Origin of the sequence: Chryseobacterium sp. 2VB, from assembly GCF_005503635.1 — a bacterium.
Taxonomy (GTDB): Bacteria; Bacteroidota; Bacteroidia; order Flavobacteriales; family Weeksellaceae; genus Chryseobacterium; species Chryseobacterium cupriresistens.
This window is the reverse complement of record NZ_SCNC01000004.1, coordinates 68,640-90,406: the sequence shown is the minus strand read 5'-3', so window position 1 is coordinate 90,406 and position 21,767 is coordinate 68,640. Positions and strand designations below refer to the sequence as shown.

Genomic DNA, 21,767 nt, shown 5'->3' with positions numbered 1-21,767 from the left:
CTTATGGTATGCATTGATTTTAAAAAATTATTTTCAAAATCCTTTTAACTTTGAATCAATTTTTTATCTTTGTCTAAAACGTTTAACAATCATATTATTACAGCTCTTTTTTAAGAAAAAATGAAAGGGATTTTAAAAATTTACCATCCGGACGAAACGCTAAAATACAATATCAGAAATACTTATTGTAAGGCCGTTTACAGCAACCAGCAACATTTTTTAGAGGTTGAAGTGATTACGGATGACAGTTTGGATCACGTGGACGATGATTCATTACAGTACAACTTTCCGCAGCTTTCACTTGAAGTTTTTGATTTTCCTATCGAATCGGCGGAAATAGAAGGGAAGACCATCATCATCAATGACTCTGATGAAGAAACCTATACAGAAGTAGATCTTTTTGATGACGAAGATGCCTATATCTATGATAATGAGCTTCTTTTTGAAAAAAACGAAGAAGGGGAGCTTCAGGTTATCTGGAAAGGAACTATTGATGACTTCTATACCGGATCAGATACACCGATCCCTTTTAGATTAAAATGCGAATTTAAACAAGATGATATTGAGGTAGAAGAAGACTAACCGAGCTTCTGCCTTTTTAACTGTAGATTTCTTTTCAAATTATTTTTTGGAAAGAAATTTGCTGTTTGTAAAATTGTAACAAATTTTAAGTTGTTTTTAAGCAATTTTTAAGAGTTCAATTCATAATATTCTCCTACATTTGTCGTTGAAATTTAATAAAATTTACATTTAATGCTGTTAACGGAACTTTCTCAGATTTTATTCGCACAAATCACTACCCCTGCAGTTGCTGCAGACAACTTGGAGTTCTCATTCTGGAAAATTATGTTCCATGGAGGAGCTTTCGCTAAAATAGTGATGGTCACTGTATTACTATTGGGAGTGTTTTCTCTATACCTGTTTTTTGAAAGGTTTTTCTTTATCAAAAGGCTGACATCGAAAACAGATTCCAACTTCATGAACAATATCGAAGACTTCATCAAGGCTGGAAAAATAGAGGCAGCAGCAGATTACTGCAAAACCCAGAACTCTCCGGAAGGAAGAATTTTAGAAAAAGGAATTTCAAGATTAGGACGTCCCGTTTCTGATATTGTAAGTGCTATGGAATCACAGGCACAGGTAGAGGTTGCCAATATGGAAAAAAACCTGAACCTTTTGGCTGTCGTACCGAGTATCGCACCAATGCTGGGACTTCTCGGAACAGTAATCGGGATGATTATTGCTTTCTTTAATCTATCTCATGCAACAGGATCATTCTCTCCGAAAACACTTTCAGAAGGTATTTATACCGCTTTAGGGCAGACCGCTGTAGGTTTGGCTGTAGCGATTCCTGCCAACTTCTGTTATAATATTCTACTGACAAGAATTGATAAATTTGTCCTGAAAGCCCAGAATATGTCAGGAGAATTTTTAGACCTTATCAACAAACCTTTATAAATCTTTCTTACGATGAAAATTCAAAGAAGAAATAAAGCGAATCCGGAATTCAGTTTAGCAGCGATGACAGACGTTATCCTGTTGATGCTGATTTTCTTTATGATTACCTCTTCGGCGGCCAATCAAAGTGCCATCGATGTGAATCTTCCGAAAGCCGGGGCAGTTGATGATAATATTCCCAATCCTTTAACGGTAAGCATCAAGCCGGACGGTTCATTTTTTGTAGATGATAATCCTGCCAATAAAGGAGAATTGGAGCAAATTATTGTAGATAAATTAGCCAGCCAGACCAATAAATCATTTACGATCAGAGCTGATGAAAACACATTGCATAAAGATGTTGTTTTTGTGATGGAAATTGCTGAGAAACATAAATTTAATATTGCTATTGCAACCGTTAAAGACAAATAACATATCCGGATTTCCGGAAAGAATTACGTTTTAAGATGAAAAGCTATACAGCAAACAGAAACGAAGAAAATAAAGACAGAGTAAAGAGCGCATTGCTTTCTATTCTCATCTGGGCTGCTATTCTGCTTTTTGTTTTTTTGTATAAATTAAAACCTGAACTGGATAAAGATCCTGAAGTGGTTACTACCATGCTGGTTAATTTTGGTGATAACAGAAATGGAAAGGGAATTGAAGAACCTGCCGAACAGCCGGGAAGCCTTGCCGCTGCAACTGAAGAAGTGGCACCCGAACCTGCAGAAACTCCGGTTCCGGAAACAAAAACAGTTATAAAACCAGAACCAGTACCAACTCCGGAGCCAAAGAAAACAGAGGTTAAAGAGAAGGTTATTACAGGAAACAATTCAAAAACAACCGTTCCTAAAAAAGAGGAATCCAAAAAAGCTGAGAAAAAAGAAGCAACCAGCACAAGTGCTTCTAAAAATACTAAAAAATCCGGAGCGACCACTGCCAATTCAAAAACAGGAAATGGTGACGGAAAAGGAACCGCAGCGATAGGCAACCTGATTAAAGGCAGAGGAACTAAAGCCGGAAGCCAGGGAACCGGTGATGGTATCGGAAATGCGGGAGATCCTTTAGGCGGTGATGGAAACGGTGACAGTAAAGTAGGAATCGACAGAAAACTGGTTGGTTATATTCCGGGAACAATGGGAAGAGGCGGAGCGCAGCCCTCACACAGTTGTACGGCAAGCGGATCGATTACCATTGCTTACACCGTAGATAAAGCGGGAAATGTAGTGTCCGCAAGAAGAGCCGGCGGGATTTCGGATCCTTGTGTCTCATCCACATCTGTGGCCTGGGTTAAGAAATATGTAAAAGCAGAAAAAGCCAATACATCTTCAACCGGAACTTACAAAATTACCTTCTAAAAATATAAAAGCACTTTATTCAAGTGCTTTTTTCAATTCATTTATTCTGTTGATGACCGGAAGGGCAAAAATACCACTGGTCTGAAGATAAAGCTCGTAGAATGTCTTTGCTTTATCCTGAAAATCTTTGTTCTGATCATGTCTGCTGTTGAAATAAAATAGATTTCCCAGCATTTCATAATAATCTTTGTGATCTCTTTCCTGTCTTTCATTCACAATCGCGATCATTTCTTCCTTGGTTTTAGAAGCAACCTCTGTGAAGTTCATTTTGAAAATATCTCTCATCAACGTATCAAAATCCAGTTCTTTCTGCATTAAACTTTCTTCAGGTTTGTCGAGAATCAATTTTTCTAATGCCTGAGTTAATTGGCGGATGAGTCTTAAGGTGAATTCTTTATCTGTGATCATAATGGATTTAAAGTTTTAAGTTTAATGTTTAAAGTTAATAGCATCTGCTCAACCTGCAGATTTCATTAAGCAAAGAATAAGTAAGCTAATGCAATGGCAGTGATAACGCCGACTAAATCGGCCATAAGCATGGCAATTACCGTGTATCTTGTATTCTTAACGGCTACGGCGCCAAAATATACTGCAATCACGTAGAACGTCGTATCTGAGCTTCCCTGAAGCACTGCGGCTAATTTCCCCTGGAAACTATCAGCTCCGAATGTTGTCATCGTATCTACCATCATTCCTCTGGCTCCTGAACCGGATAAAGGTTTGATCAATGCAGTTGGAAGTCCATCCACAAATCTCGGGTCCATATTGGCAATATTGGCTACCCACTTCATTCCGTCAATGATGACATCAAATACACCGGAAGTTCTTAATAACGAAATCGCAATTAACATCCCAACGAGATAAGGAATAATTTTAACACAAGTTGTAAAACCTTCTTTTGCCCCTTCAATAAAGGCATCAAAAACGTTGATCTTTTTATAAACGGCTCCTAATACAATCGCAAGGAAGATAAAGAGAATCAGACCATTGCTTAATACTTTACTGAAATCATCCAGTTCATCTTTACTCAATTGTACAAGATACAGTACCAAAAGGGCAATAATAGCCGAAATTCCGCCTACATAAGCGATTACTACCGGACGGAGAAGATTGATTTTCTGGTATAAAGAAATAATAATCATCGCAGCTAGTGTAGCGGCAAAAGTGGCAATCATACATGGCAGGAAAATATCTGTAGGGGTTTTTGATCCCATAGAGGCTCTGATGGCAATAATCGAGACCGGGATCAATGTCATCCCTCCGGCATGAAGACACAGAAACATAATCTGTGAATTGCTGGCGGTATCTTTATTGGGATTTAAGGTCTGAAGGCTTTCCATGGCTTTTAAACCAAAAGGGGTTGCTGCATTATCCAATCCCAGAAGATTGGCGCTGAAGTTCATCAGCATATGCCCGAATGCAGGGTGATTTTTAGGAATATCAGGAAATAACTTAGAGAAAAACGGCTGAATCAGACGGCTTAGAAGATTGATGCCACCTGCTTTTTCAGCAATGCTCATGAATCCCATAAATAAAGTCATGATTCCGATAAGACCAAGACAGATCTTCACCGCCGTTTCAGAGGTTCCGATGACACCATCGGCTTCCTGAACACGATAAACATTTACATTTTGTTTTAAAGAATCTGTTTTATAGTGAATTCTGCTGTCTGCAAAATCATTCTTTTTCATCAGGCTGTCTCTTACAATAGGAGAGAGGCTGCTCACAGGTTGTGATGCAATCTTCACTGTATCACCTCCTTTTCCCACCACCATATCATTGAAAATGGTTTTGTAGTTACCTGACGAAACGTATTTTATACTGGCAATGGCAATGGCAATGATAATGAAAGCCGACCAAATTCTGCTGAGAACCATCTGATTGATTTAATTGTTTAAACTTATCAAAAATACTTTAAACCACAAAAATAACTAAAGTCTTTTGTTATTCTGTTGCCAAAGAGAAATAATGATGGCTTCTAATCTTAAAGTATATTGTTAACGCAATGCACGCAAAGGTTTTTAATGATGAAGTTTGATTTTTCGTTCGCAAAGGCGTTCGCCCTAAGCAAAGGCATTGATTTAAGTAATATTGCTGAATGAAATGCCCTTGCGGACGGAAATATGCATAAAGTTTTTAAATTTTCCTTGCGATCCTCAGCGTTTAAGATAAGATGATTTATTTACTCCTTCAGGTAAACAAGGTGTCCTTCAAAATCATCATCCAGATTTTTCAGAACCTTAGCTTCATCCATTTTTTTGATTAATGCATCTACAAAGAAGCTTTTTTCAAAAAACTGGCGGTGAATTCCCGGTAAAATTTCCATGAAATAATCCATTCCGATTTTGTTGTTATGGAGATCCATTTTGGTTTCCAAAGGCTCATTCGGGAAAAGCTCTTCATGCATATCTGTTATTCTTTTGCAGAAATCAAGTGCTTTTTTCGGAGAAGAAATTTTACAGCAGTACATCATAATGAAGCAGCACCAAAGCGCATGTCTGAATGCGTTTCCAATTCCATTGTTGGAGGCTGTATCAGGAAATTTTTTCTGTGCAATGGTAAACGCTTTTACTGTTGCATAAAAACTCAGTAAAGCGAAAAGAGGATGGGGAAGAACAAGTGATAAAAGACGGATAATCTTTTTAAAACTCATGCTTCTGATGGTATTGAAAAATATCTTAAAAGTCCTCATAAATAAAAATCTCTCCCTAATTAGAGAGAGATTGTATTGTTTTTGTTACAGATGCTATGCTTTTACAGTTAATAAATTAACTGTTTTGGCAACAGTATCCTGAATTTCAGTTCTTTTTACGATGAAATCTACAAATCCTTTTTCCTGTAAGAATTCTGATGTCTGGAATCCTTCCGGTAGATCTCTACCAATCGTTTCACGGATTACTCTTGGTCCTGCGAAACCAATCAGTGCTCCCGGTTCTGCCATAATAATATCAGCGGTCATTGCGAAAGAAGCAGTGATTCCTCCGAATGTAGGGTCGCAAAGGTAAGCGATGTATAAAAGTCCAGCTTCAGAAAGCTGAGCTAATTTAGCCTGAACTTTTGCCAGCTGCATCAAAGAGTAAGTCGCTTCCTGCATTCTTGCTCCTCCAGACTGACAGATAATCATATACGGAAGTTTGTGTGCAATACAGTAATCTACTGCTCTTCTGATCTTTTCACCCATTACAGAACCCAATGATCCACCGATGAAAGCAAAATCCATACATGAAACTACCATTTCAGTTCCTTTTACGGTTCCTACAGCGTTTCTGATAGAGTCTGTAAGCTTTGTTTTAGCTTTTACTTCTTTCAGACGGTCTTTATAAGGCTTTGTATCTTTGAAGTTTAAGATATCAATACTTTCAACATTGGCATCCAGTTCGGTAAATTTACCACCGTCAAAAAGGATGTCAAAAAATTCTGCACTTCCTATTCTTACATGAAATCCGTCTTCAGGAGAAACATAGTTATTTCTCTTTAGTTCATCATGTTCCACTACTTTTCCGGATGGAGTCTGATGCCAAAGGCCTTTGGGAACGTCTTTTTTCTCATCAGTAGAAGTGGTAATGTTTTTTGCTTTTCTTTTAAACCAGTCGAATGCCATTTTTGCTTGTATTAATGTATAAATGTAAAAAGTACCAATGTAAATGCATTTCTATGAATACTTTTTACATTGGTACAAATGTACAGTTCTTATTTTAAAGTATCTACGTTATTTAAATCTTCAAATGCTTTCACCAATCTTGCAGAGAATGTGTCCTCACCTTTTCTTACCCAAACTCTTGGGTCATAGAATTTTTTGTTAGGTTTTTCTTCTCCTTCAGGGTTTCCGATCTGAGCTCTTAAATAATCAATATTGTTTACCATATAATCTCTGATACCTTCTGTGTATGCAAACTGAAGGTCAGTATCAATGTTCATTTTGATAACTCCGTAGTCGATAGCCTCTCTGATCTCCTCTAAAGTAGATCCTGAACCTCCATGGAATACAAAGTTGATAGGCTTGGCAGCTGTTCCGAATTTTTCCTGAACATATTTCTGAGAATTGTCAAGGATTTTCGGCGTAAGAACTACGTTACCTGGTTTGTAAACTCCGTGTACGTTACCAAAAGCAGCAGCGATTGTGAAGTTATCAGAAATAGCTTTTAATTTTTCATAAGTATAAGCTACGTCTTCAGGCTGAGTATATAATTTTGAGTTATCAACATCTGAGTTGTCAACACCATCTTCTTCACCTCCTGTTACCCCGATTTCTACTTCAAGAGTCATCTGAAGCTTAGCCATTCTTTCGAAATATTTAGCAGAAATTTCAAGGTTTTCTTCTAAAGACTCTTCAGAAAGGTCCAACATGTGAGAAGAGTAAAGAGATTTTCCTGTCTGCTTGAAGAATTCTTCGTTAGCATCCATCAATCCGTCGATCCAGGGAAGTAATTTCTTTGCACAGTGGTCTGTGTGTAGAATTACCGTTGCTCCGTAAGCTTCTGCAAGAGTGTGAATATGTTTTGCTCCAGCAATTGCTCCTAAGATTGCAGACTTTTGTCCGTCATTGCTTAATCCTTTCCCTGCATTGAAAGCAGCCCCTCCATTTGAAAACTGAATAATTACAGGAGCGTTTAATTTCGCTGCAGTTTCCATCGTAGCGTTTACGTTGCTTGATCCAATTACGTTTACTGCAGGTAATGCAAATTTGTTTTCTTTAGCATACTGAAAGATATCAGTAACTAACTGACCTGTGGCAACTCCTGCCGGAAAAATTCTGCTCATGTTTTACTTTTTATTATAAATTTATTAGGTGTTTTAATTTCGTGTAAAGGTAATCATTTTTAAGAAATTACTAGTTTCTTTTATCTCTGCCCCAAAGGAGCTTCTGACGGATGGTTTCATAGAAACTCAAACTGTTGGGCTGCACCAGAAGAAGTTGGAATTTTGCCTTTTTAATGATGATTTCCTTGTCGGTTTCTATATGTATCAGTCGGGAGTCTAAAGAAAGAGAGTATTGTGGTACACGGCTTTCCACCCTGAATTTTATTTCTACTTTATCATTCACAACCAACGGCCTCACATTCAGATTGTGAGGAGCAATAGGAGTAATGACAAAATTTTCATTATTGGGAGAAATGATAGGGCCTCCGCAGCTCAGAGAGTAGGCGGTAGAACCTGTAGGTGTTGAAATGATCACGCCGTCACCCCAGAATACATTCAAAAATTCGTCATTGATATATGAGTCAACGGTAATCATGGAGGTTGTTTCTTTTCGGGAAACGGTAACGTCGTTTAATGCGTAAGGAAAAACTCCCTCCAGTTTTGGAGAAACCACTTCAATGACAGAACGGCGGCTTGTTTTTACATTTCCTTTTAAGATGGAATCCAGTTCCTTAAAGGCTTCTTCTTTTGTGAAAAAAGCTAAAAATCCAAGTCTTCCTGTATTCACTCCTACCACCGGAATTTCAAGATCTTCAATAAATGTCAGAGAGTTGACAATGGTTCCGTCTCCACCAAAAGTGAAAAACAGATCCACTTCCTTATCCAGAAGATCCTGTTTGGAATTGAAAGTTTCGAATATTTTTGAAAACTGAAGTGCTTCAGCCATTTCATCATACAGAACAGATTTTACATCTCTTGCTTCAAGTTCAGAGATAAACTTACTTAAATATAGAAAAGTATCAAGATCCTTTTTCTGAGAATATATGGCTGCCTTCATGTTATATTTCTATGAATTTTTGTAAAAAACCATAACGGTCTTTAAACAGATCGGTTTTCTCATCAGAATAATATTTTTCAACGATTCTGTAGTCATACCGGTCAAAAGTAGCGTCTATCGAGGCCAGGTTTTCATTGCTGATCTTTATGGTGACCTGAACTACCTCTTCAGACATAAAGCTTATAAACCCTCCGTAAAACTTCGAATTGTTGCTTTCTACAATGTTGGTAATTTCCGTCATAGAATATTTTCTGGCCGGAGTTTCTACGGTGAGAATAGCTCCTGTTTCTGAAAATAAAGGATAACGGGAAAGGTCCTGAAAAACATCTTCACAGGTAATATACCCAAGATATTTCTCATTTTTATTAATCACCGGAATCACATTGCTGCTGAAGGTATAAAACAGACGGATACTGTCCATAATATTATTGTCCTCCAGAATGGCAAAACGTTCAATCTGGTGCTCCAGATCCTTCAGTGTTCCGCCATCTTCCTCATACAGGAAATCCATGGCAAGAGCTCCGTAGAAGTGATGGGATTTTTTGATGAAAACATGGGAATATCCAAAGTCTTCCAACATATTTCTGGCCGACTCTATAGAGTCAGACAGGCTAAAACACGGAAAGTCTTTTGAGATATAGTCCTTGATAAACATTGTGCTAATTTATAAAAAATTAAATGAAACTTTTTCTGAAAACACGACTTTTTTTAAGATGAAACAAAAAAAGTGCCGTCAAAATTTGTTTGTAAAAAAAAATAAAGTACCTTTGTCGCCTTTCATTTTTACTTTTTATTAGATTTATTTCAAACTGCACTGTCTACTAAGGACATATGCAGTTTTTTTATTTTAATGCTTTTGCAAATTCCCACATCACAATTCCGGCGCACACACTTACGTTAAGAGAATGCTTTGTTCCAAGCTGTGGAATTTCTAAAAATACATCAATATTCGGGAGAACCTCATCGCTGATTCCTTCCACTTCGTTTCCTAAAATTAAGGCATATTTTTTTGATCTGTCGATGGTGAAATCGGTAATAAGCCGGCTTCCTGTAGTCTGCTCAATCCCGATAATTTCGTATCCTTTGCTTTTCAGATCAGCAATCGCGTTATTGGTATCTGCGTCATGAGACCAGTCTACACTTTCCGTGGCTCCCAATGCCGCTTTATGAATCTCCCGATGGGGCGGCTGCGGTGTAATTCCGCAAAGGATTATTTTTTCAATTAAAAACGCATCTGCCGTTCTGAAAGCTGCACCTACATTGTGCATACTTCTGATATTATCTAAAATGATGACCAACGGAATTTTTTCAACCTTCTTAAATGTTTCTACATCTATTCTGTTAAGTTCTTCCAGTTTTAGTTTCTGTACCAATTGTATTATTTTGTTGAGATTAATTTTCCGTCTTTATAGACCTCTGTTTTTTCTATGCTTCCGTCTTCACGGTAATGAACTCTGTTGCCGTTTCTTTTATCGTTGGCAAGTTCAGTTTCACGCTGTAATTTTCCAGATGGATAAAAAACTTTCCACTTTCCGGTAGCCAGCCCGTTGTCATAATGGCCAATATCTTTTATTGATTTTCCATCTTCATGAAAGGTCTTGCTTTCACCCTGTAATTTATTGAATTTATAATTGGAAATTTCAGTTATTTTACCTGCAGGAGAATAAAAAGTGGCGGTAAGACTGTTATCATAAATATTCTTCTCCCCATTTCTGAAAACTTCCTTGGAAGTAAGAACTCCATTTTTATCAAAATACGACCATTCTTTTACTTTGTATCCTTTTTTATATTCTCCTTTCGACTGCACTTTTCCGTTATCATAATAAAAAACAGCATCGCCATCCAGTTTCCCTTTTTTCCATTCCACGGTATTTTTTACCTGGCCATTGTCATAAAATTCTTTACAGGCCCCTTCCTGTAATCCGTCTTTATATCCACAAGGTTTCTGTGCCGTGATCAGGACAGAAGTGGAAAAAAACAATAGAAACATGTACTTCATAGCTATTTTTAATTCAAAAATAGTAAAATACTTATATTTGACTCAAAAATATACTATGAAAAAATTATTCACATTATTCATATTAATATGGGGATTTATTTACCTGAGTGCACAAAATACTTATTATCCTCAAGCTTTTTTTGATAAAAAGCTCGCAAGAGACATGCTTGGATTTGGAAACTCTACCATTGAAGGAGTGGCTTCTACCAAACAAAAAAACAACTGGGGAATCAAACCGTTACTTGGAGAAAAGCATTATGCTCCCAAAGGTACGGTTGTCATGCTTTTTCCTGTTACTCCTTATTTTGAGGAATTTTATAACATGAGAAAGAAATATGAAAATAAAAAAACCACCGTATATATGTCAGAAGAGGCTTTTAAATACAGAGTGGAAGCTTTAACCGATGACCATGGGAGATTTAAATTTGAAAAACTCAAACCCGGTAAATATTATCTTGAAACCATTGTCAACTTTACGGCAACGGCAAGTTACCAGCAGCAGACAGGAACCTCAGATGCTTATAACGGCTATGGAGCCTATCTGTATTCCACTCCTATATACAGCACATTTTTCTACGGATATTCTGCTGCCAACAGGGAAAGCAAATTTGTAGAGATAAAACAGGATGGCGAACTTAAAGAAATCAAGCTTTAAAAGCTTGATTTTTTATTTTCTGATCATAATCTGCTGTACATTTTTCTCAATGTTCTGAGCTAAGGTTTCCATAGGAATATCATTTTCATCATTATTGAACGGGTCTTCAATTTCTTCTGCAATAAGCTCCAGACTCATCAAAACATAATACACAAAAACAGTAAGCGGAATCATAAAAAGCCCGATCGTAATAACGTACGCAATTGGCAGCGCAAAAACATACAGAATAATAAACTTCTTGATGAAAGAAGAATAGGAGTAAGGAATCGGAGTATTTTTGATTCTTTCACAACCTCCACATACATCCAGAAATCCTGAAAGCTGGGTATCTAAGTACAGCATTTCAACTTCAGAAACTTTTCCTTCTTTTTTTAATTGATTCAGTTTATGGCTTAATAGAATAACAATTTCACTTGGTCCATGGTTTTTCAACGAGCTTTCAATTTCAGAATAATCTTCATCCAAAGCCAGCCTTGTAGATTCCTTGGAAAGGTGTTTGGCTAAAAAGTGCGGGAAATATTTTAAATATCTGGCAATCTGCTCAGCATCCTGGCGGTTATCACCAAGAATAGTATTGATTTTTATCGCAAAGTTTCTCGTGTCATTCACCAGTTTTCCCCAAAGTTTTCGACCTTCCCACCATCTGTCATAGGCCGTATTCGTTCTGAAAACCAGCAAAAGTGAAAGCACAAAACCCAGCAAAGAATGGATCATACCTACATTGCTCACTCCAGATTTTGTGGTAAGGTGCAAATATTCAACTTCCAGATACTGAATTCCCCATGAATACAGCCCTACAAGAACCATACTCGGAAAAAGAATTTTTAAAGTATCACTTTTGTGTAAGCTGAAAAGGATTTTAATGAAATGTTTGGTATTGTAGACTCTCATAAATTCACTTATTACTACAAATATAAATTTTTCATATGAGCTCTGCCAATAAAATAAGGAAGTGTGAAGCAGGAAGAGGGAAGTTATTGAAGCCGAAGGTCTAAGTCATTTCATAAAATCTTTTTATGAAATGATGTATAGGCGTTTACAAACAAATATTAACTTCCAGCATACATCCTCCAGCTTCCCCCGATTTTAATCTAAATTTTCTCAGGTTTCAAAAAAACACTATTTTTATTTCGCATTAAATACAAAGTAAATGATCCTCGAAAACGTAGATATTGTAGATGATATCAGTAAAGAAGATTTTCAGAAAAATTATTTTAAAAAGCAGAAACCTCTTTTAATTAAGAATTTTGCCAGCCGGTGGGAAGCTTTTGACAAATGGAATCTTGCCTATATCAAAGAAAAAGCAGGAGATCAGGAAGTTCCTTTATATGATAACAAACCGGCTGATGCCGCCAAAAGTTCCGATGCTCCGGTGACTCGGATGAAAATGAAGGACTATATTGATACCATCAAAAGCAAACCTTCAGATCTGCGAATTTTTTTCTATATCATCACAGACAGGCTTCCCGAGTTACTGAAAAATTTCACCTATCCTGATCTTGGAATAAAGTTCTTTAAAAGACTGCCGACTTTATTTTTCGGTGGAAGTGAGGCTCATGTTTTAATGCATTATGATGTGGATTTAGGTGATTTTATGCATATTCATTTTGAAGGAAAGAAAAGGATTTTATTATTTGATCAGAAGCAGTCGCCCTTTTTATATAAAGTTCCTTTATCCGTTCATACCATTTACGAGGTTGATTATGAAAATCCGGATTACGAAAAGTTTCCGGCATTGAAATATGCCAAAGGATACGAAATTTTCATGGAGCATGGTGATGCCCTCTTTATTCCAGGAGCATTCTGGCACTTCAACAGATATCTTGAACCTGGGTTTTCCCTTTCTTTAAGAGCGCTTCCAAATAAGCCAAACGTTTTTGCCAATATGCTCTATCATGTTTTCATTATGAGGTATACAGATAAGCTGATGCGAAAACTTTTCAAAGCTAAATGGGTGAATTACAAGCAGAAATGGGCTTACAGAAAAAGCTCCGAAGCTTTGGAGAAATATATGAAAGCAGGAAAATAAAATGGGCTGGAAGAGGGAGGCTGGAAGTTGGAAGACTCTTGACAGCCTTGTTACAACTTAAATGCCTTTTAAAAGATGATCAGTCATTACATGACGAATAGAAACTTCCATCTCCCAGCTTCGTGCTTCCAGCTTATTTATTAATAAGGCCGAAGATGGTTGCATCTACAAATTTCCCTTTTTCAAAGAAATAATCTTTCAACGTCCCTTCTTTGCTGAAATTTAAAGAAGTCAACAGTCTTTCAGAAGAAATATTGGAAGGATCTATGAAAGCATCTACACGGTGGAGCCTCATAATTTCAAATCCATAGGTCAGAATCGGAAGAATCGCTTCTTTCATATAGGATTGCAGCCAGAATTTGGGATTGAGTTCATAACCAATTTCAGCCCGGAAATGTTCTTTGTACCAGTTGTGATACCCGCAGGTTCCAATAACTTTTCCATTCGATTTCAGTTCCAGAGCCCATCTGAAACCTTTTCCTTTTTCGAATTCACTGTTAAAATGCTGGATAATGCGCCGGGAATCATCTTCGGTTTTGAAGGTTTCCAGGTCATAATATTCCATAACTTCATCCAGAGAAAAGTATTCAAACAGGTCCTGGGTATCATTAAAAGTAAGCTGGCGCAAAATAAGCCTTTCAGTCTCTAAGACAGGAAATTCCATAGATAATGTGATTTGACAGGCGAAAAGTACGATTAATTACTGATAAAGAAAAGTCGGGAAGATTAACCCTTAAACAATTCTATTACCCTGAATTTATTTTTTTAAATTTGGGGCTCATTTTTTACTATGGCAAAAACGAAGAAGGAAACTCCATTAATGACTCAGTATAATACCATCAAGGGTAAATATCCGGATGCGCTTTTACTTTTCAGAGTGGGAGACTTTTATGAAACTTTTGGGCAGGATGCCGTGAAAACATCCCAGATTCTGGGTATTGTTCTTACCAAAAGAAATAACGGCGAAGGAAGTGTGGAGCTTGCAGGATTTCCGCATCACTCAATAGATTCTTATCTTCCCAAGCTGGTAAGAGCCGGGATGAGGGTTGCAATCTGTGATCAGCTGGAAGATCCTAAAATGGTGAAAGGGATTGTAAAACGTGGTGTTACTGAATTGGTTACGCCTGGCGTTACTTTCAATGATCAGGTTTTGAATTCCAAAAAGAACAACTTCCTTCTTTCATTACACAAGGAAAAAGAGAAGTACGGAATTGCTTTAGTGGATATCTCCACAGGAGAGTTTCTGGTAAGCGAAGGAAACCTGGAAAAGCTTTTGCACATTATCAATACTTTTGATCCGAGTGAGATTATTTTCCAGAGAAGCACCCAGATTCCGGAGCAGATCAAAAATAAAAATGCCTTTAAGCTTGAAGACTGGGCTTTCCAATATAATTTTGCCTACGAAAAATTAACAAATCACTTTAAAACCAATTCTTTAAAAGGTTTTGGAGTGGAAGGTCTTCCGCTGGCGATTACAGCAGCAGGAGCTATTTTTGCATATCTCGTAGAAGATACCCATCATAATCTGCTGGCTCATATTACGAAACTACAGATCATTCCTCAGGAAGATTATCTGATGATGGATAATTTTACCCTGAGAAACCTTGAAATTGTTTATCCAAGCAATCCTCAAGGGAAATCTCTGCTGGATATCATTGATAAAACATCTACTCCGATGGGAGGAAGATTATTGAGAAGGAGAATTATCCTTCCTTTAAAATCTGTGGATGAGATTATGAGGAGACTTTCCCTGATTGACTTCTTAAACGAAAATGATCCTCTGAAATATGAAATCTGCCAGCTTCTGAAATCAATTTCAGATCTTGACAGGTTAATGGGAAAACTGGCCGCAGAGAAAATTTCACCTAAAGAACTTGGGTATTTACGCCAAAGTTTAATTAATATCCATAAAATCAAAGCGTTATTGCATCCTCATGCAGATGTGCTGGCGTGGTTAGAGCCTTTATTTGATCTGGAAGAATTGATTAAATTCCTGCAGAATCATCTTAATGAAGAACTTCCGGTAAATATAGCCAAAGGAAATATAATCAAAGAAGGGGTTTCTGAAGAACTGGACCGACTGAGAAATCTTCAGAGCAAAGGACGGGGTTTCTTAGATGAAATGTGCCAGAGAGAGATTGAAAGAACAGGAATTACCAGCCTTAAAATTGATTTTAATAATGTGTTCGGATACTATATTGAAGTTCGGAACACTCACAAAGATAAAGTTCCCGATGACTGGGTAAGAAAGCAAACTTTAGTAAATGCTGAAAGATATATTACCGAAGAATTAAAGGAATATGAAAACCAGATTCTTGGTGCCGAAGAAAAAATAGGCGTTCTGGAAACGTCACTGTACAGAAATGTATGCGCAGAAACAATGGTTTACATCGATCAGATCCAGGGGAATTCCAATATCGTTGCCCAGCTTGATGTGGCAGCGGGATTGTCTGAACTTGCTGTATCTGAGAGTTATACAAAGCCTGTTTTGAATGACGGTTATGCTATCGATTTAAAAGAAGCAAGACACCCGATCATTGAAAATGCACTTCCGTTAGGAGAAAAATACATCCCGAATGATATCTTCCTGGATAAAGACTCCCAGCAGATTATTATGGTAACAGGGCCTAACATGGCCGGTAAATCGGCAATTCTGCGTCAGACAGCTATTGTATGCCTTCTGGCACAGATCGGAAGTTTTGTCCCTGCAAAACATGCGGAGATCGGGATGCTGGATAAAATTTTTACAAGGGTAGGAGCTACCGATAATATTTCTGCCGGAGAATCTACTTTCATGGTGGAGATGAACGAGGCAGCCAATATTCTGAACAATATTTCAGAACGAAGCCTGATCTTATTAGATGAAATCGGCCGTGGAACTTCTACTTATGACGGAGTTTCTATTGCATGGGCGATTGCAGAATATCTTCATCAGCATCCAACGCAGGCAAAAACATTATTTGCTACGCACTATCATGAATTGAATGAGATGACCGTCAATTTCGAAAGGGTGAAAAATTTCCACGTTTCTATTCAGGAAAATAAAGGAAATATCATTTTCCTGAGAAAGCTTGTTCCGGGCGGAAGCGAACACAGTTTCGGTATCCACGTCGCAAAACTGGCCGGGATGCCTGCTAAAGTGGTAAACAGGGCCAATGAAATTCTTAAAACACTTGAAGCGAGCAGAACTCAGGGAAGTGGAAGTACTTCTGAAAGTATCAAAAGAGTGACAGAAGAAAATATGCAGCTTTCATTCTTCCAGCTCGATGATCCTGTTCTGGAGAATATTCGTGAAGAACTGACAAAAATAGATATTAATACGTTAACACCGATTGAAGCTTTAATGAAGCTGAATGCGATAAAAAAAATGATTGGAGGGTAATCCAATCATTTTTTTTTAATGCTAAAAGTCTGATTAGCAGCAGTAACCGTCATTGCCCCTCGGGCCGATAATAAGGAAGTGGCTGACTCCTCTTAGTTTGCATAAACCTTCAGCGCAGGCAGCTGCCCCTCCGTTGATTTTCTTGAGCTCAGCTTTGTTGAGTTTCCTCGTTTTCAGGTTTGAATTTTTCATATTCCTTGTTTAAATAGTATAAACCTGGTTAACAACAAAATCCATCCTGCATACCGGGAACTCCGTATCGCTCTTCTCCGGTATTCGGATCTGTGCAGCTTATCACTCTTGGGCAGATTGGTCTGTTGGTTCCTCCGCTGATCTCTTTCAGCTCATTTTTACTCAATTTTCTTTTCTGATTTTTTGAATTTTTCATAATAATTTTAATTTGGTAAAAGCTAATTTACAAGTTATTTTAATAGCTACAAAATATTGTGATTCAAATTGTTAACTTTTTGCAAAAGATTCCTCCTTCACAAAAAAAGATTGAGGCCGCACCTCAATCTTTAGTATCTAACAAAGCTTTTGCTATTAACAGCAGTATCCGTTTCTTCCTACGGGCCCGATTACATATTCACCGTCCCCTCTGTCGCAAAGTCCTTCCGGGCATACAATAGGTCCGTTACCTCCGTTAATTTCTTTCAGTTCGCTTTTTGTTAATTTTCTTTTCTGAGCGTTTGATTTTTTCATGATGATTTGATTAGGGTTGTTGTTTTATTTAATTTGTATGCATTAACAGCAGAAACCGTCTTTTCCTACAAGACCCGGTACCGGTTCGACAGAGTCAGGCAGCATGCAGAATCCGCGCAGACACCTTGGAGAAAATGCTCCTCCGTTAATTCTTTTTAATTCACTTTTTGTAAGCTTTTTGGGCTGAATGTTTTGTTTTTTCATGGTAATTTAGTTTTTGATTCAACCCAAATATACAAAACCATTCATATAATTCCATCAATTGTGATAAAATTAACATATGTGTTAATGAAAACAAAAAGAGCGCCTTAAGCGCTCACTTGTATTATAAATGATTGTATTCGTAAGTGATCATTTCACTATTTGTTACCCCCGTTCCTGTCTTATTATAGTACGTTTTGACATTCTTTGTAGGATATCCGCTGCTATTATACTCATAAACGCATTTAAAGATTCCCCATTCCCCGCTTCCTGCTCCGTTGTTATAATTAAGAACATGATTATAACTTAGTATATTGTGTACGGACCCGTTTTCATCTTCCGTATCAATAATTTTTAAAAACCCTGTTATATTTTTAAAAGGGACATTTTTGGTATCATACACAATAGGTTGTAAAGCACCTGTTGCACTGTGAAAACCGCCTGTATTACTGGGTACTGATGCCGTTTCTGTCCAGCTGCTAAGAGAACCGTCGGCATTTAATGTGGCCGTTTTGCTGCCTGTTCTTACGGCTGAAGATCCGGTAAAGCTTGCTGTATAGGTGATCTTTACACTATTACCGGAAAGATAGTTATAATTGGTTTCTACCGTAGAAATAGTTCCGGACGTAAGGTAAGTCTCACTGTATGTTTTTTTGCTCAATCTGCTGCTTCCATCATAAACATATGTTGTTTTATAGCTGGTGCTTGAACCCGTTGTTACCTGCTGGGTAATCAGATCTCCTGAATAGCTGAAAGAGGTCACTTCACCATTGGTAATGTTTTTAATCTGGGAAATTTTTGAGCCATTGTAAGTATAGGTTGAGGTCTCGCCGTCAGCAACCATTTTTGTTACTAAAACGGGGCTGTTATCATTATTGTTTTGATTGTTGTTGGATGAATCTGTATCATCATTGCTGCTTGAGCAGGATGCCAAAAAGAATACTGGCAGTAGTAAATAAGCTTTTTTCATGGTTTTAATTTAAGCCGTAAAAATATCAAAAAAATGAATCAATGGACAAATAAATTATTCTTTTATAAGAAATTGATCCAATGGGTGAATTTTATTTTCGTATATTGATGATTTGTAGTTGTTTGTATTTTAAAAATGAAAAATATAGTAAAAATATTAGCCCTGTTTGTATGCTGCTCGGTTTTCAAAGCCCAGCAGATGGAAGTTTCTGTCGTAAAATATGAAGATCTGGAGAAGCGTATTGAGCTGGAACAAAATAAATTGCTTGTTGTGAACTTCTGGTCTACAACCTGCGGTCCATGTGTAAAAGAGCTGCCTCACTTTATGGAAGTAAATACTAAATATGCAGGTAATCAGATGTATAAGATGATTCTGGTTTCATTAGACAGGCTGGCTGATAAAGAAAGAGTAATAAAATTCATTAAAAATAAAAACCTTACTGCAGAAGTACTTCTGTTGGATGATATCAAAAGAATGAATACCTGGATTCCAAGGTTTGAAAAAGACTGGGACGGGAATATTCCGGTAACGCTGTTCTATAAAAACGGATCAAAAATCTATTTCAATTGCGGTGAAATGAGCAAAGAAGATCTCGAAAAAACAATTAAAGAAAACCTGTAATAAATAATCGATTATGAAAAACCTGAAAATTGTAATGACCGCATTTGTCGTTGGGCTGGGATTACTGAGCTTTACAACGAAAGATGATCATAAGACTACAGATAAGAGCGTGAATGTTTCATCTGTAAAAGGCTACGAAATAGGGGATGAAGCCACTGATTTTAAGCTTAAAAATATTGACGGGAAAATGGTTTCGTTAAGTGATTTCAAAAGCGCAAAGGGATTCATTGTAGTATTTACCTGCAATCATTGCCCGTACGCAAAGAAATATGAAGACAGGATTATTGAGCTGGATAAAAAATATAAAGCTCAGGGATATCCTGTAATTGCCATCAATCCTAATGATCCAAATGTACAGCCGGAAGACGGTTATCAGCAGATGATTGAAAGAGCAAAGCAGAAAGGATTCACTTTTCCTTATCTTGTAGATGAAGGACAGAAAGTTTATCCGCAGTACGGAGCAACAAAGACACCCCATGTTTTTGTACTGAAAAAAGAAAACGGAAAGAATATCGTAAAATACATTGGTGCTATCGACAATAATTATGATAACCCGAATGATGTATCAGAATACTATGCACAGGATGCCGTCAATGCTTTGATCAAAGGAGAACCGATAAAAACAGTGAAAACTGTAGCCATCGGATGTACAATCAAAGTAAAGAAATAATATATTTGTCTGTATAAAAAATCAGTGTTCCTTAAACACCGATTTTTTATGGCTAATCCCAATTTGAAATGAAAATCCAATTCAGTCTGAAATATTTTCTTTTGACCCTCTTTCTCTTTCTTGTGGAAGTGCTGATTGCCACCAAGCTCAGTGATATTTTCTTTGTGAGAGCTTATCTTGGAGATGTTATTGTGGTCATGCTTCTTTATACTTTTGTAAAGAGTTTTATAAAAGTAAATGATCAGAAACTGATTTTTGGAATTCTGATTTTTTCATTGATGGTAGAATTTGCACAATATTTCAATATTGCAGAAAAATTAGGCTTCCATCCTGGAAGCCTGATGTATATTGTCATTGGAAACTCTTTTTCCTGGATTGATAACCTTTGCTATGCCATAGGCTGCCTCATTCTCTATATTTTCGTAAAAATGACAAACAATGATGGCTTAACCTCAACCCCTAATCCCTGATTCCTAAAACCTATTCTCTATCTCCCAAAACTATCATATTTATCCTCTGCATATTTGGTAAATCGGTTCAGTAAAGCCACATTTTCTTTTTCCAGAGGAGAAAGATCATTGTCCACATTATTAAAAACAGGGATATACCAATCTGTCTGCTCAAAGAAATTTCTGTAGGTTTCTTTTTTGAAAGAGTAACCATGTCTTGCAAATACAGAGTTTTTGATGATCTCGAGATCCAGTTTTCTTAAATTTTTAAGATCTTTTTCTGTGAGTTTCTGCTTGGATGCATTCAGCCTGAAAATTGCTTCAGAGGCTATACGGTTTTTAGAGGTTTTATAGCTTTCTGTTTTTCCGGTTTCCTCATCGGTATATTTTTCGGTAAACTCTTTCGGGTTTGACCAGTCTACGAGGTCAGAATCCTTATCCAGCATGAAATTTGGGTTGTAAACAAATTCTTTTTTGGTCAGTTTAAGTGTTTTTGAAGGTGCTTTAACACTTGTTTTATCAAAAGCATTCCACTTTCCGGTTAAGCTGTCACCTTTTAATTTTACCTCAAACCTTCCGTCTGTTTTGTCATTGCCGGGTTCATCCAGTACAAAAGATGCCGTGGATTCATTGAAAACACCTCTGAACGGGCGCTGATTCCCATTTACAATACTTTGTCCGTAAACACTGTCTTTGGTGATTCTGTTGATCTTTAAAGAAATTCTTTTGTAGTTGCTGACATCATATTCTGAGCCGTCTGTTGGGTCAACAACCTTTTCCATGCCGGCAAATTCACCGGTATAAATTCCGTAATATTCTTTGTGAACCTCGGGGATTATCACAGAGTCTTTCTTTGCAGTCAGAGAATCTTTTCCTGATTCAGTAGTCTTTCCCTCTTTTTTGCAGCTTAACAGAGAAACTGTAAGCAGGGAAATCAATGTGTAATTTAGAGTTTTCATATAAGTTTTTTTGTGATTAAATATTCAATAATAAGGATGTTGGGAATCCAGCCCAGCCATGCAATGATCTGATAAACATCCATAGGATTGGGATGAAATAAATATACAATAATTACCTTCCACATTCTCAGGGTAACAGCAGATAACGTAAAAGCGAAACTCCGCCACATCCACTGTTTGTGCTCTTTAAACCTTTTCTTTCTGGCTAATTGATACGCTTTCAATGTTAAAAACCACCATAAAAATCCTAAAATAACAAAAGAAATTTTTGAAAGAAGTCCTCCGTTGGCAAAAATTCCCATGTAAATTCCTGAAGGTGCTGCAAAGATCAGAATGAGAAAAATATAAACTTTTCCCATATTCCTGTGGAAATTTTTGAATCCAAAATTCTTTCTGAGCATGGCAAGAAAACCAGAAAGAAGCACAAAAATGCTCGTGTAAACATGAGTATAGAAAAAAGAAAGATATTCCGGTCTTTCCGATACTTCTGTCTGTTTAATCATCAGAAAGCTGACTTCAGGATTATAAGGAATATATTCTAATGTAATCTTAAGCATCAGCCAAAAGAAATACCCGAACCCTAAAACTAAAAGGGTTTTAAAAAAGATAGATGTATTTCTTTTAGCAGAAAGCATTC

The 21,767-nt window shown here is 37.1% G+C and carries 27 protein-coding genes; 10 read left to right on the top strand and 17 right to left on the bottom strand.

All coding sequences use genetic code 11. The annotated features are described in order from the left end of the window. Positions 1-120 precede the first annotated feature (120 nt). The 4 genes from FFS26_RS05820 to FFS26_RS05805 all read left to right on the top strand — a co-directional run bounded on the left by FFS26_RS05820 (position 121) and on the right by FFS26_RS05805 (position 2,795). The gene (locus FFS26_RS05820) at positions 121-582 is read left to right on the top strand and encodes a hypothetical protein (protein ID WP_110009008.1); all 462 of its coding nucleotides are present in this window, start codon (positions 121-123) and stop codon (positions 580-582) included. Between the two features lie 171 nt (positions 583-753). Beyond that, positions 754-1,458 (top strand): MotA/TolQ/ExbB proton channel family protein, encoded by a 705-nt coding sequence (locus FFS26_RS05815; protein ID WP_110009009.1) that lies wholly within the window; start codon positions 754-756, stop codon positions 1,456-1,458. A 12-nt stretch (positions 1,459-1,470) separates the two neighbouring features. After that, entirely contained in the window at positions 1,471-1,869 is a 399-nt protein-coding gene (locus tag FFS26_RS05810) for an ExbD/TolR family protein (RefSeq protein WP_062672905.1), read from the top strand. Between the two features lie 35 nt (positions 1,870-1,904). Continuing rightward, complete coding sequence (locus tag FFS26_RS05805; RefSeq protein WP_110009010.1) at positions 1,905-2,795, top strand: ferric siderophore ABC transporter substrate-binding protein; 891 nt, start codon at positions 1,905-1,907, stop codon at positions 2,793-2,795. Positions 2,796-2,810: 15 nt separating this feature from the next. Here FFS26_RS05805 and FFS26_RS05800 read toward each other — a convergent pair whose 3' ends face one another. The 9 genes from FFS26_RS05800 to FFS26_RS05760 all read right to left on the bottom strand — a co-directional run bounded on the left by FFS26_RS05800 (position 2,811) and on the right by FFS26_RS05760 (position 10,492). Next, complete coding sequence (locus tag FFS26_RS05800) at positions 2,811-3,203, bottom strand: hypothetical protein (protein ID WP_137904524.1); 393 nt, start codon at positions 3,201-3,203, stop codon at positions 2,811-2,813. Between the two features lie 65 nt (positions 3,204-3,268). After that, positions 3,269-4,672, bottom strand: a complete 1,404-nt coding sequence (locus tag FFS26_RS05795) for a nucleoside recognition domain-containing protein (protein ID WP_137904523.1) — start codon at positions 4,670-4,672, stop codon at positions 3,269-3,271. 305 nt (positions 4,673-4,977) lie between these two features. After that, positions 4,978-5,487: a DUF6973 domain-containing protein gene (locus tag FFS26_RS05790; RefSeq protein ID WP_110009013.1), complete on the bottom strand. Its 510-nt coding sequence runs from the start codon at positions 5,485-5,487 to the stop codon at positions 4,978-4,980. Positions 5,488-5,541: 54 nt separating this feature from the next. Then, positions 5,542-6,396: an acetyl-CoA carboxylase, carboxyltransferase subunit beta gene (gene accD / locus FFS26_RS05785; RefSeq protein ID WP_105700341.1), complete on the bottom strand. Its 855-nt coding sequence runs from the start codon at positions 6,394-6,396 to the stop codon at positions 5,542-5,544. An 89-nt stretch (positions 6,397-6,485) separates the two neighbouring features. Then, positions 6,486-7,556, bottom strand: a complete 1,071-nt coding sequence (gene fbaA / locus FFS26_RS05780; protein WP_137904522.1) for a class II fructose-bisphosphate aldolase — start codon at positions 7,554-7,556, stop codon at positions 6,486-6,488. A 70-nt stretch (positions 7,557-7,626) separates the two neighbouring features. Beyond that, complete coding sequence (locus FFS26_RS05775; protein WP_110009016.1) at positions 7,627-8,493, bottom strand: NAD kinase; 867 nt, start codon at positions 8,491-8,493, stop codon at positions 7,627-7,629. A 1-nt stretch (position 8,494) separates the two neighbouring features. After that, on the bottom strand, positions 8,495-9,148 hold the full coding sequence (locus FFS26_RS05770; RefSeq protein ID WP_110009017.1) for a CBS domain-containing protein: 654 nt from the start codon (positions 9,146-9,148) through the stop codon (positions 8,495-8,497). Between the two features lie 187 nt (positions 9,149-9,335). Beyond that, the gene (locus tag FFS26_RS05765; protein WP_110009018.1) at positions 9,336-9,866 is read right to left on the bottom strand and encodes an RNA methyltransferase; all 531 of its coding nucleotides are present in this window, start codon (positions 9,864-9,866) and stop codon (positions 9,336-9,338) included. Between the two features lie 5 nt (positions 9,867-9,871). After that, positions 9,872-10,492 (bottom strand): toxin-antitoxin system YwqK family antitoxin, encoded by a 621-nt coding sequence (locus FFS26_RS05760; RefSeq protein WP_110009019.1) that lies wholly within the window; start codon positions 10,490-10,492, stop codon positions 9,872-9,874. A gap of 55 nt (positions 10,493-10,547) precedes the next feature. Here FFS26_RS05760 and FFS26_RS05755 point away from each other — a divergent pair, with 55 nt between their 5' ends. Beyond that, a complete protein-coding gene (locus FFS26_RS05755) occupies positions 10,548-11,147 on the top strand; it encodes a hypothetical protein (RefSeq protein ID WP_227941281.1) in 600 nt (199 codons plus the stop codon). A 12-nt stretch (positions 11,148-11,159) separates the two neighbouring features. On the opposite strand, the gene FFS26_RS05750 is transcribed toward FFS26_RS05755, so the two are convergent. Continuing rightward, on the bottom strand, positions 11,160-12,038 hold the full coding sequence (locus FFS26_RS05750) for a bestrophin family protein (RefSeq protein WP_110009020.1): 879 nt from the start codon (positions 12,036-12,038) through the stop codon (positions 11,160-11,162). Between the two features lie 259 nt (positions 12,039-12,297). Here FFS26_RS05750 and FFS26_RS05745 point away from each other — a divergent pair, with 259 nt between their 5' ends. Continuing rightward, the gene (locus tag FFS26_RS05745) at positions 12,298-13,176 is read left to right on the top strand and encodes a cupin-like domain-containing protein (RefSeq protein WP_137904521.1); all 879 of its coding nucleotides are present in this window, start codon (positions 12,298-12,300) and stop codon (positions 13,174-13,176) included. A gap of 133 nt (positions 13,177-13,309) precedes the next feature. Here the strand turns inward: FFS26_RS05745 and FFS26_RS05740 are convergent, their stop codons facing one another. Further along, positions 13,310-13,840 (bottom strand): GNAT family N-acetyltransferase, encoded by a 531-nt coding sequence (locus FFS26_RS05740; protein ID WP_110009022.1) that lies wholly within the window; start codon positions 13,838-13,840, stop codon positions 13,310-13,312. Positions 13,841-13,966: 126 nt separating this feature from the next. On the opposite strand from FFS26_RS05740, the gene mutS reads away from it, so the two are divergent. Next, positions 13,967-16,558, top strand: coding sequence for a DNA mismatch repair protein MutS (mutS, locus tag FFS26_RS05735; RefSeq protein WP_137904520.1), 2,592 nt, complete (start codon positions 13,967-13,969; stop codon positions 16,556-16,558). 220 nt (positions 16,559-16,778) lie between these two features. On the opposite strand, the gene FFS26_RS05730 is transcribed toward mutS, so the two are convergent. From FFS26_RS05730 to FFS26_RS05725, 4 genes are all read right to left on the bottom strand, one after another. After that, on the bottom strand, positions 16,779-16,946 hold the full coding sequence (locus FFS26_RS05730; protein WP_110009024.1) for a bacteriocin: 168 nt from the start codon (positions 16,944-16,946) through the stop codon (positions 16,779-16,781). 155 nt (positions 16,947-17,101) lie between these two features. Then, entirely contained in the window at positions 17,102-17,260 is a 159-nt protein-coding gene (locus FFS26_RS22425; protein WP_171006250.1) for a hypothetical protein, read from the bottom strand. A 42-nt stretch (positions 17,261-17,302) separates the two neighbouring features. Next, positions 17,303-17,464 (bottom strand): hypothetical protein, encoded by a 162-nt coding sequence (locus tag FFS26_RS22420; RefSeq protein WP_171006249.1) that lies wholly within the window; start codon positions 17,462-17,464, stop codon positions 17,303-17,305. 121 nt (positions 17,465-17,585) lie between these two features. Next, entirely contained in the window at positions 17,586-18,431 is an 846-nt protein-coding gene (locus FFS26_RS05725) for a hypothetical protein (protein WP_137904519.1), read from the bottom strand. 135 nt (positions 18,432-18,566) lie between these two features. On the opposite strand from FFS26_RS05725, the gene FFS26_RS05720 reads away from it, so the two are divergent. The 3 genes from FFS26_RS05720 (at position 18,567) to FFS26_RS05710 (ending at position 20,192) form a co-directional block, all read left to right on the top strand. Beyond that, the gene (locus FFS26_RS05720) at positions 18,567-19,052 is read left to right on the top strand and encodes a TlpA family protein disulfide reductase (protein ID WP_137904518.1); all 486 of its coding nucleotides are present in this window, start codon (positions 18,567-18,569) and stop codon (positions 19,050-19,052) included. A 13-nt stretch (positions 19,053-19,065) separates the two neighbouring features. After that, complete coding sequence (locus tag FFS26_RS05715; RefSeq protein WP_137904517.1) at positions 19,066-19,722, top strand: thioredoxin family protein; 657 nt, start codon at positions 19,066-19,068, stop codon at positions 19,720-19,722. 68 nt (positions 19,723-19,790) lie between these two features. Next, on the top strand, positions 19,791-20,192 hold the full coding sequence (locus FFS26_RS05710; protein ID WP_110009028.1) for a DUF2809 domain-containing protein: 402 nt from the start codon (positions 19,791-19,793) through the stop codon (positions 20,190-20,192). 17 nt (positions 20,193-20,209) lie between these two features. On the opposite strand, the gene FFS26_RS05705 is transcribed toward FFS26_RS05710, so the two are convergent. After that, a complete protein-coding gene (locus FFS26_RS05705; protein ID WP_110009029.1) occupies positions 20,210-21,130 on the bottom strand; it encodes a YARHG domain-containing protein in 921 nt (306 codons plus the stop codon). Beyond that, positions 21,127-21,765 carry a DUF2306 domain-containing protein gene (locus tag FFS26_RS05700; RefSeq protein WP_110009030.1) on the bottom strand — a complete coding sequence of 213 codons (639 nt, stop codon included), beginning with the start codon at positions 21,763-21,765 and terminating at the stop codon, positions 21,127-21,129. The genes FFS26_RS05705 and FFS26_RS05700 overlap by 4 nt, the downstream gene beginning before the upstream one ends. Positions 21,766-21,767 lie beyond the last annotated feature (2 nt).

Coding starts and splice junctions, on each gene's coding strand:
- FFS26_RS05820 (WP_110009008.1), top strand. CDS start 121: ATGAAAGGGATTTTAAAAATTTACCATCCGGACGAAACGCTAAAATAC.
- FFS26_RS05815 (WP_110009009.1), top strand. CDS start 754: ATGCTGTTAACGGAACTTTCTCAGATTTTATTCGCACAAATCACTACC.
- FFS26_RS05810 (WP_062672905.1), top strand. CDS start 1,471: ATGAAAATTCAAAGAAGAAATAAAGCGAATCCGGAATTCAGTTTAGCA.
- FFS26_RS05805 (WP_110009010.1), top strand. CDS start 1,905: ATGAAAAGCTATACAGCAAACAGAAACGAAGAAAATAAAGACAGAGTA.
- FFS26_RS05800 (WP_137904524.1), bottom strand. CDS start 3,203: ATGATCACAGATAAAGAATTCACCTTAAGACTCATCCGCCAATTAACT.
- FFS26_RS05795 (WP_137904523.1), bottom strand. CDS start 4,672: ATGGTTCTCAGCAGAATTTGGTCGGCTTTCATTATCATTGCCATTGCC.
- FFS26_RS05790 (WP_110009013.1), bottom strand. CDS start 5,487: ATGAGGACTTTTAAGATATTTTTCAATACCATCAGAAGCATGAGTTTT.
- accD (WP_105700341.1), bottom strand. CDS start 6,396: ATGGCATTCGACTGGTTTAAAAGAAAAGCAAAAAACATTACCACTTCT.
- fbaA (WP_137904522.1), bottom strand. CDS start 7,556: ATGAGCAGAATTTTTCCGGCAGGAGTTGCCACAGGTCAGTTAGTTACT.
- FFS26_RS05775 (WP_110009016.1), bottom strand. CDS start 8,493: ATGAAGGCAGCCATATATTCTCAGAAAAAGGATCTTGATACTTTTCTA.
- FFS26_RS05770 (WP_110009017.1), bottom strand. CDS start 9,148: ATGTTTATCAAGGACTATATCTCAAAAGACTTTCCGTGTTTTAGCCTG.
- FFS26_RS05760 (WP_110009019.1), bottom strand. CDS start 10,492: ATGAAGTACATGTTTCTATTGTTTTTTTCCACTTCTGTCCTGATCACG.
- FFS26_RS05755 (WP_227941281.1), top strand. CDS start 10,548: ATGAAAAAATTATTCACATTATTCATATTAATATGGGGATTTATTTAC.
- FFS26_RS05750 (WP_110009020.1), bottom strand. CDS start 12,038: ATGAGAGTCTACAATACCAAACATTTCATTAAAATCCTTTTCAGCTTA.
- FFS26_RS05745 (WP_137904521.1), top strand. CDS start 12,298: ATGATCCTCGAAAACGTAGATATTGTAGATGATATCAGTAAAGAAGAT.
- FFS26_RS05740 (WP_110009022.1), bottom strand. CDS start 13,840: ATGGAATTTCCTGTCTTAGAGACTGAAAGGCTTATTTTGCGCCAGCTT.
- mutS (WP_137904520.1), top strand. CDS start 13,967: ATGGCAAAAACGAAGAAGGAAACTCCATTAATGACTCAGTATAATACC.
- FFS26_RS05730 (WP_110009024.1), bottom strand. CDS start 16,946: ATGAAAAATTCAAAAAATCAGAAAAGAAAATTGAGTAAAAATGAGCTG.
- FFS26_RS22425 (WP_171006250.1), bottom strand. CDS start 17,260: ATGAAAAAATCAAACGCTCAGAAAAGAAAATTAACAAAAAGCGAACTG.
- FFS26_RS22420 (WP_171006249.1), bottom strand. CDS start 17,464: ATGAAAAAACAAAACATTCAGCCCAAAAAGCTTACAAAAAGTGAATTA.
- FFS26_RS05725 (WP_137904519.1), bottom strand. CDS start 18,431: ATGAAAAAAGCTTATTTACTACTGCCAGTATTCTTTTTGGCATCCTGC.
- FFS26_RS05720 (WP_137904518.1), top strand. CDS start 18,567: ATGAAAAATATAGTAAAAATATTAGCCCTGTTTGTATGCTGCTCGGTT.
- FFS26_RS05715 (WP_137904517.1), top strand. CDS start 19,066: ATGAAAAACCTGAAAATTGTAATGACCGCATTTGTCGTTGGGCTGGGA.
- FFS26_RS05710 (WP_110009028.1), top strand. CDS start 19,791: ATGAAAATCCAATTCAGTCTGAAATATTTTCTTTTGACCCTCTTTCTC.
- FFS26_RS05705 (WP_110009029.1), bottom strand. CDS start 21,130: ATGAAAACTCTAAATTACACATTGATTTCCCTGCTTACAGTTTCTCTG.
- FFS26_RS05700 (WP_110009030.1), bottom strand. CDS start 21,765: ATGCTTTCTGCTAAAAGAAATACATCTATCTTTTTTAAAACCCTTTTA.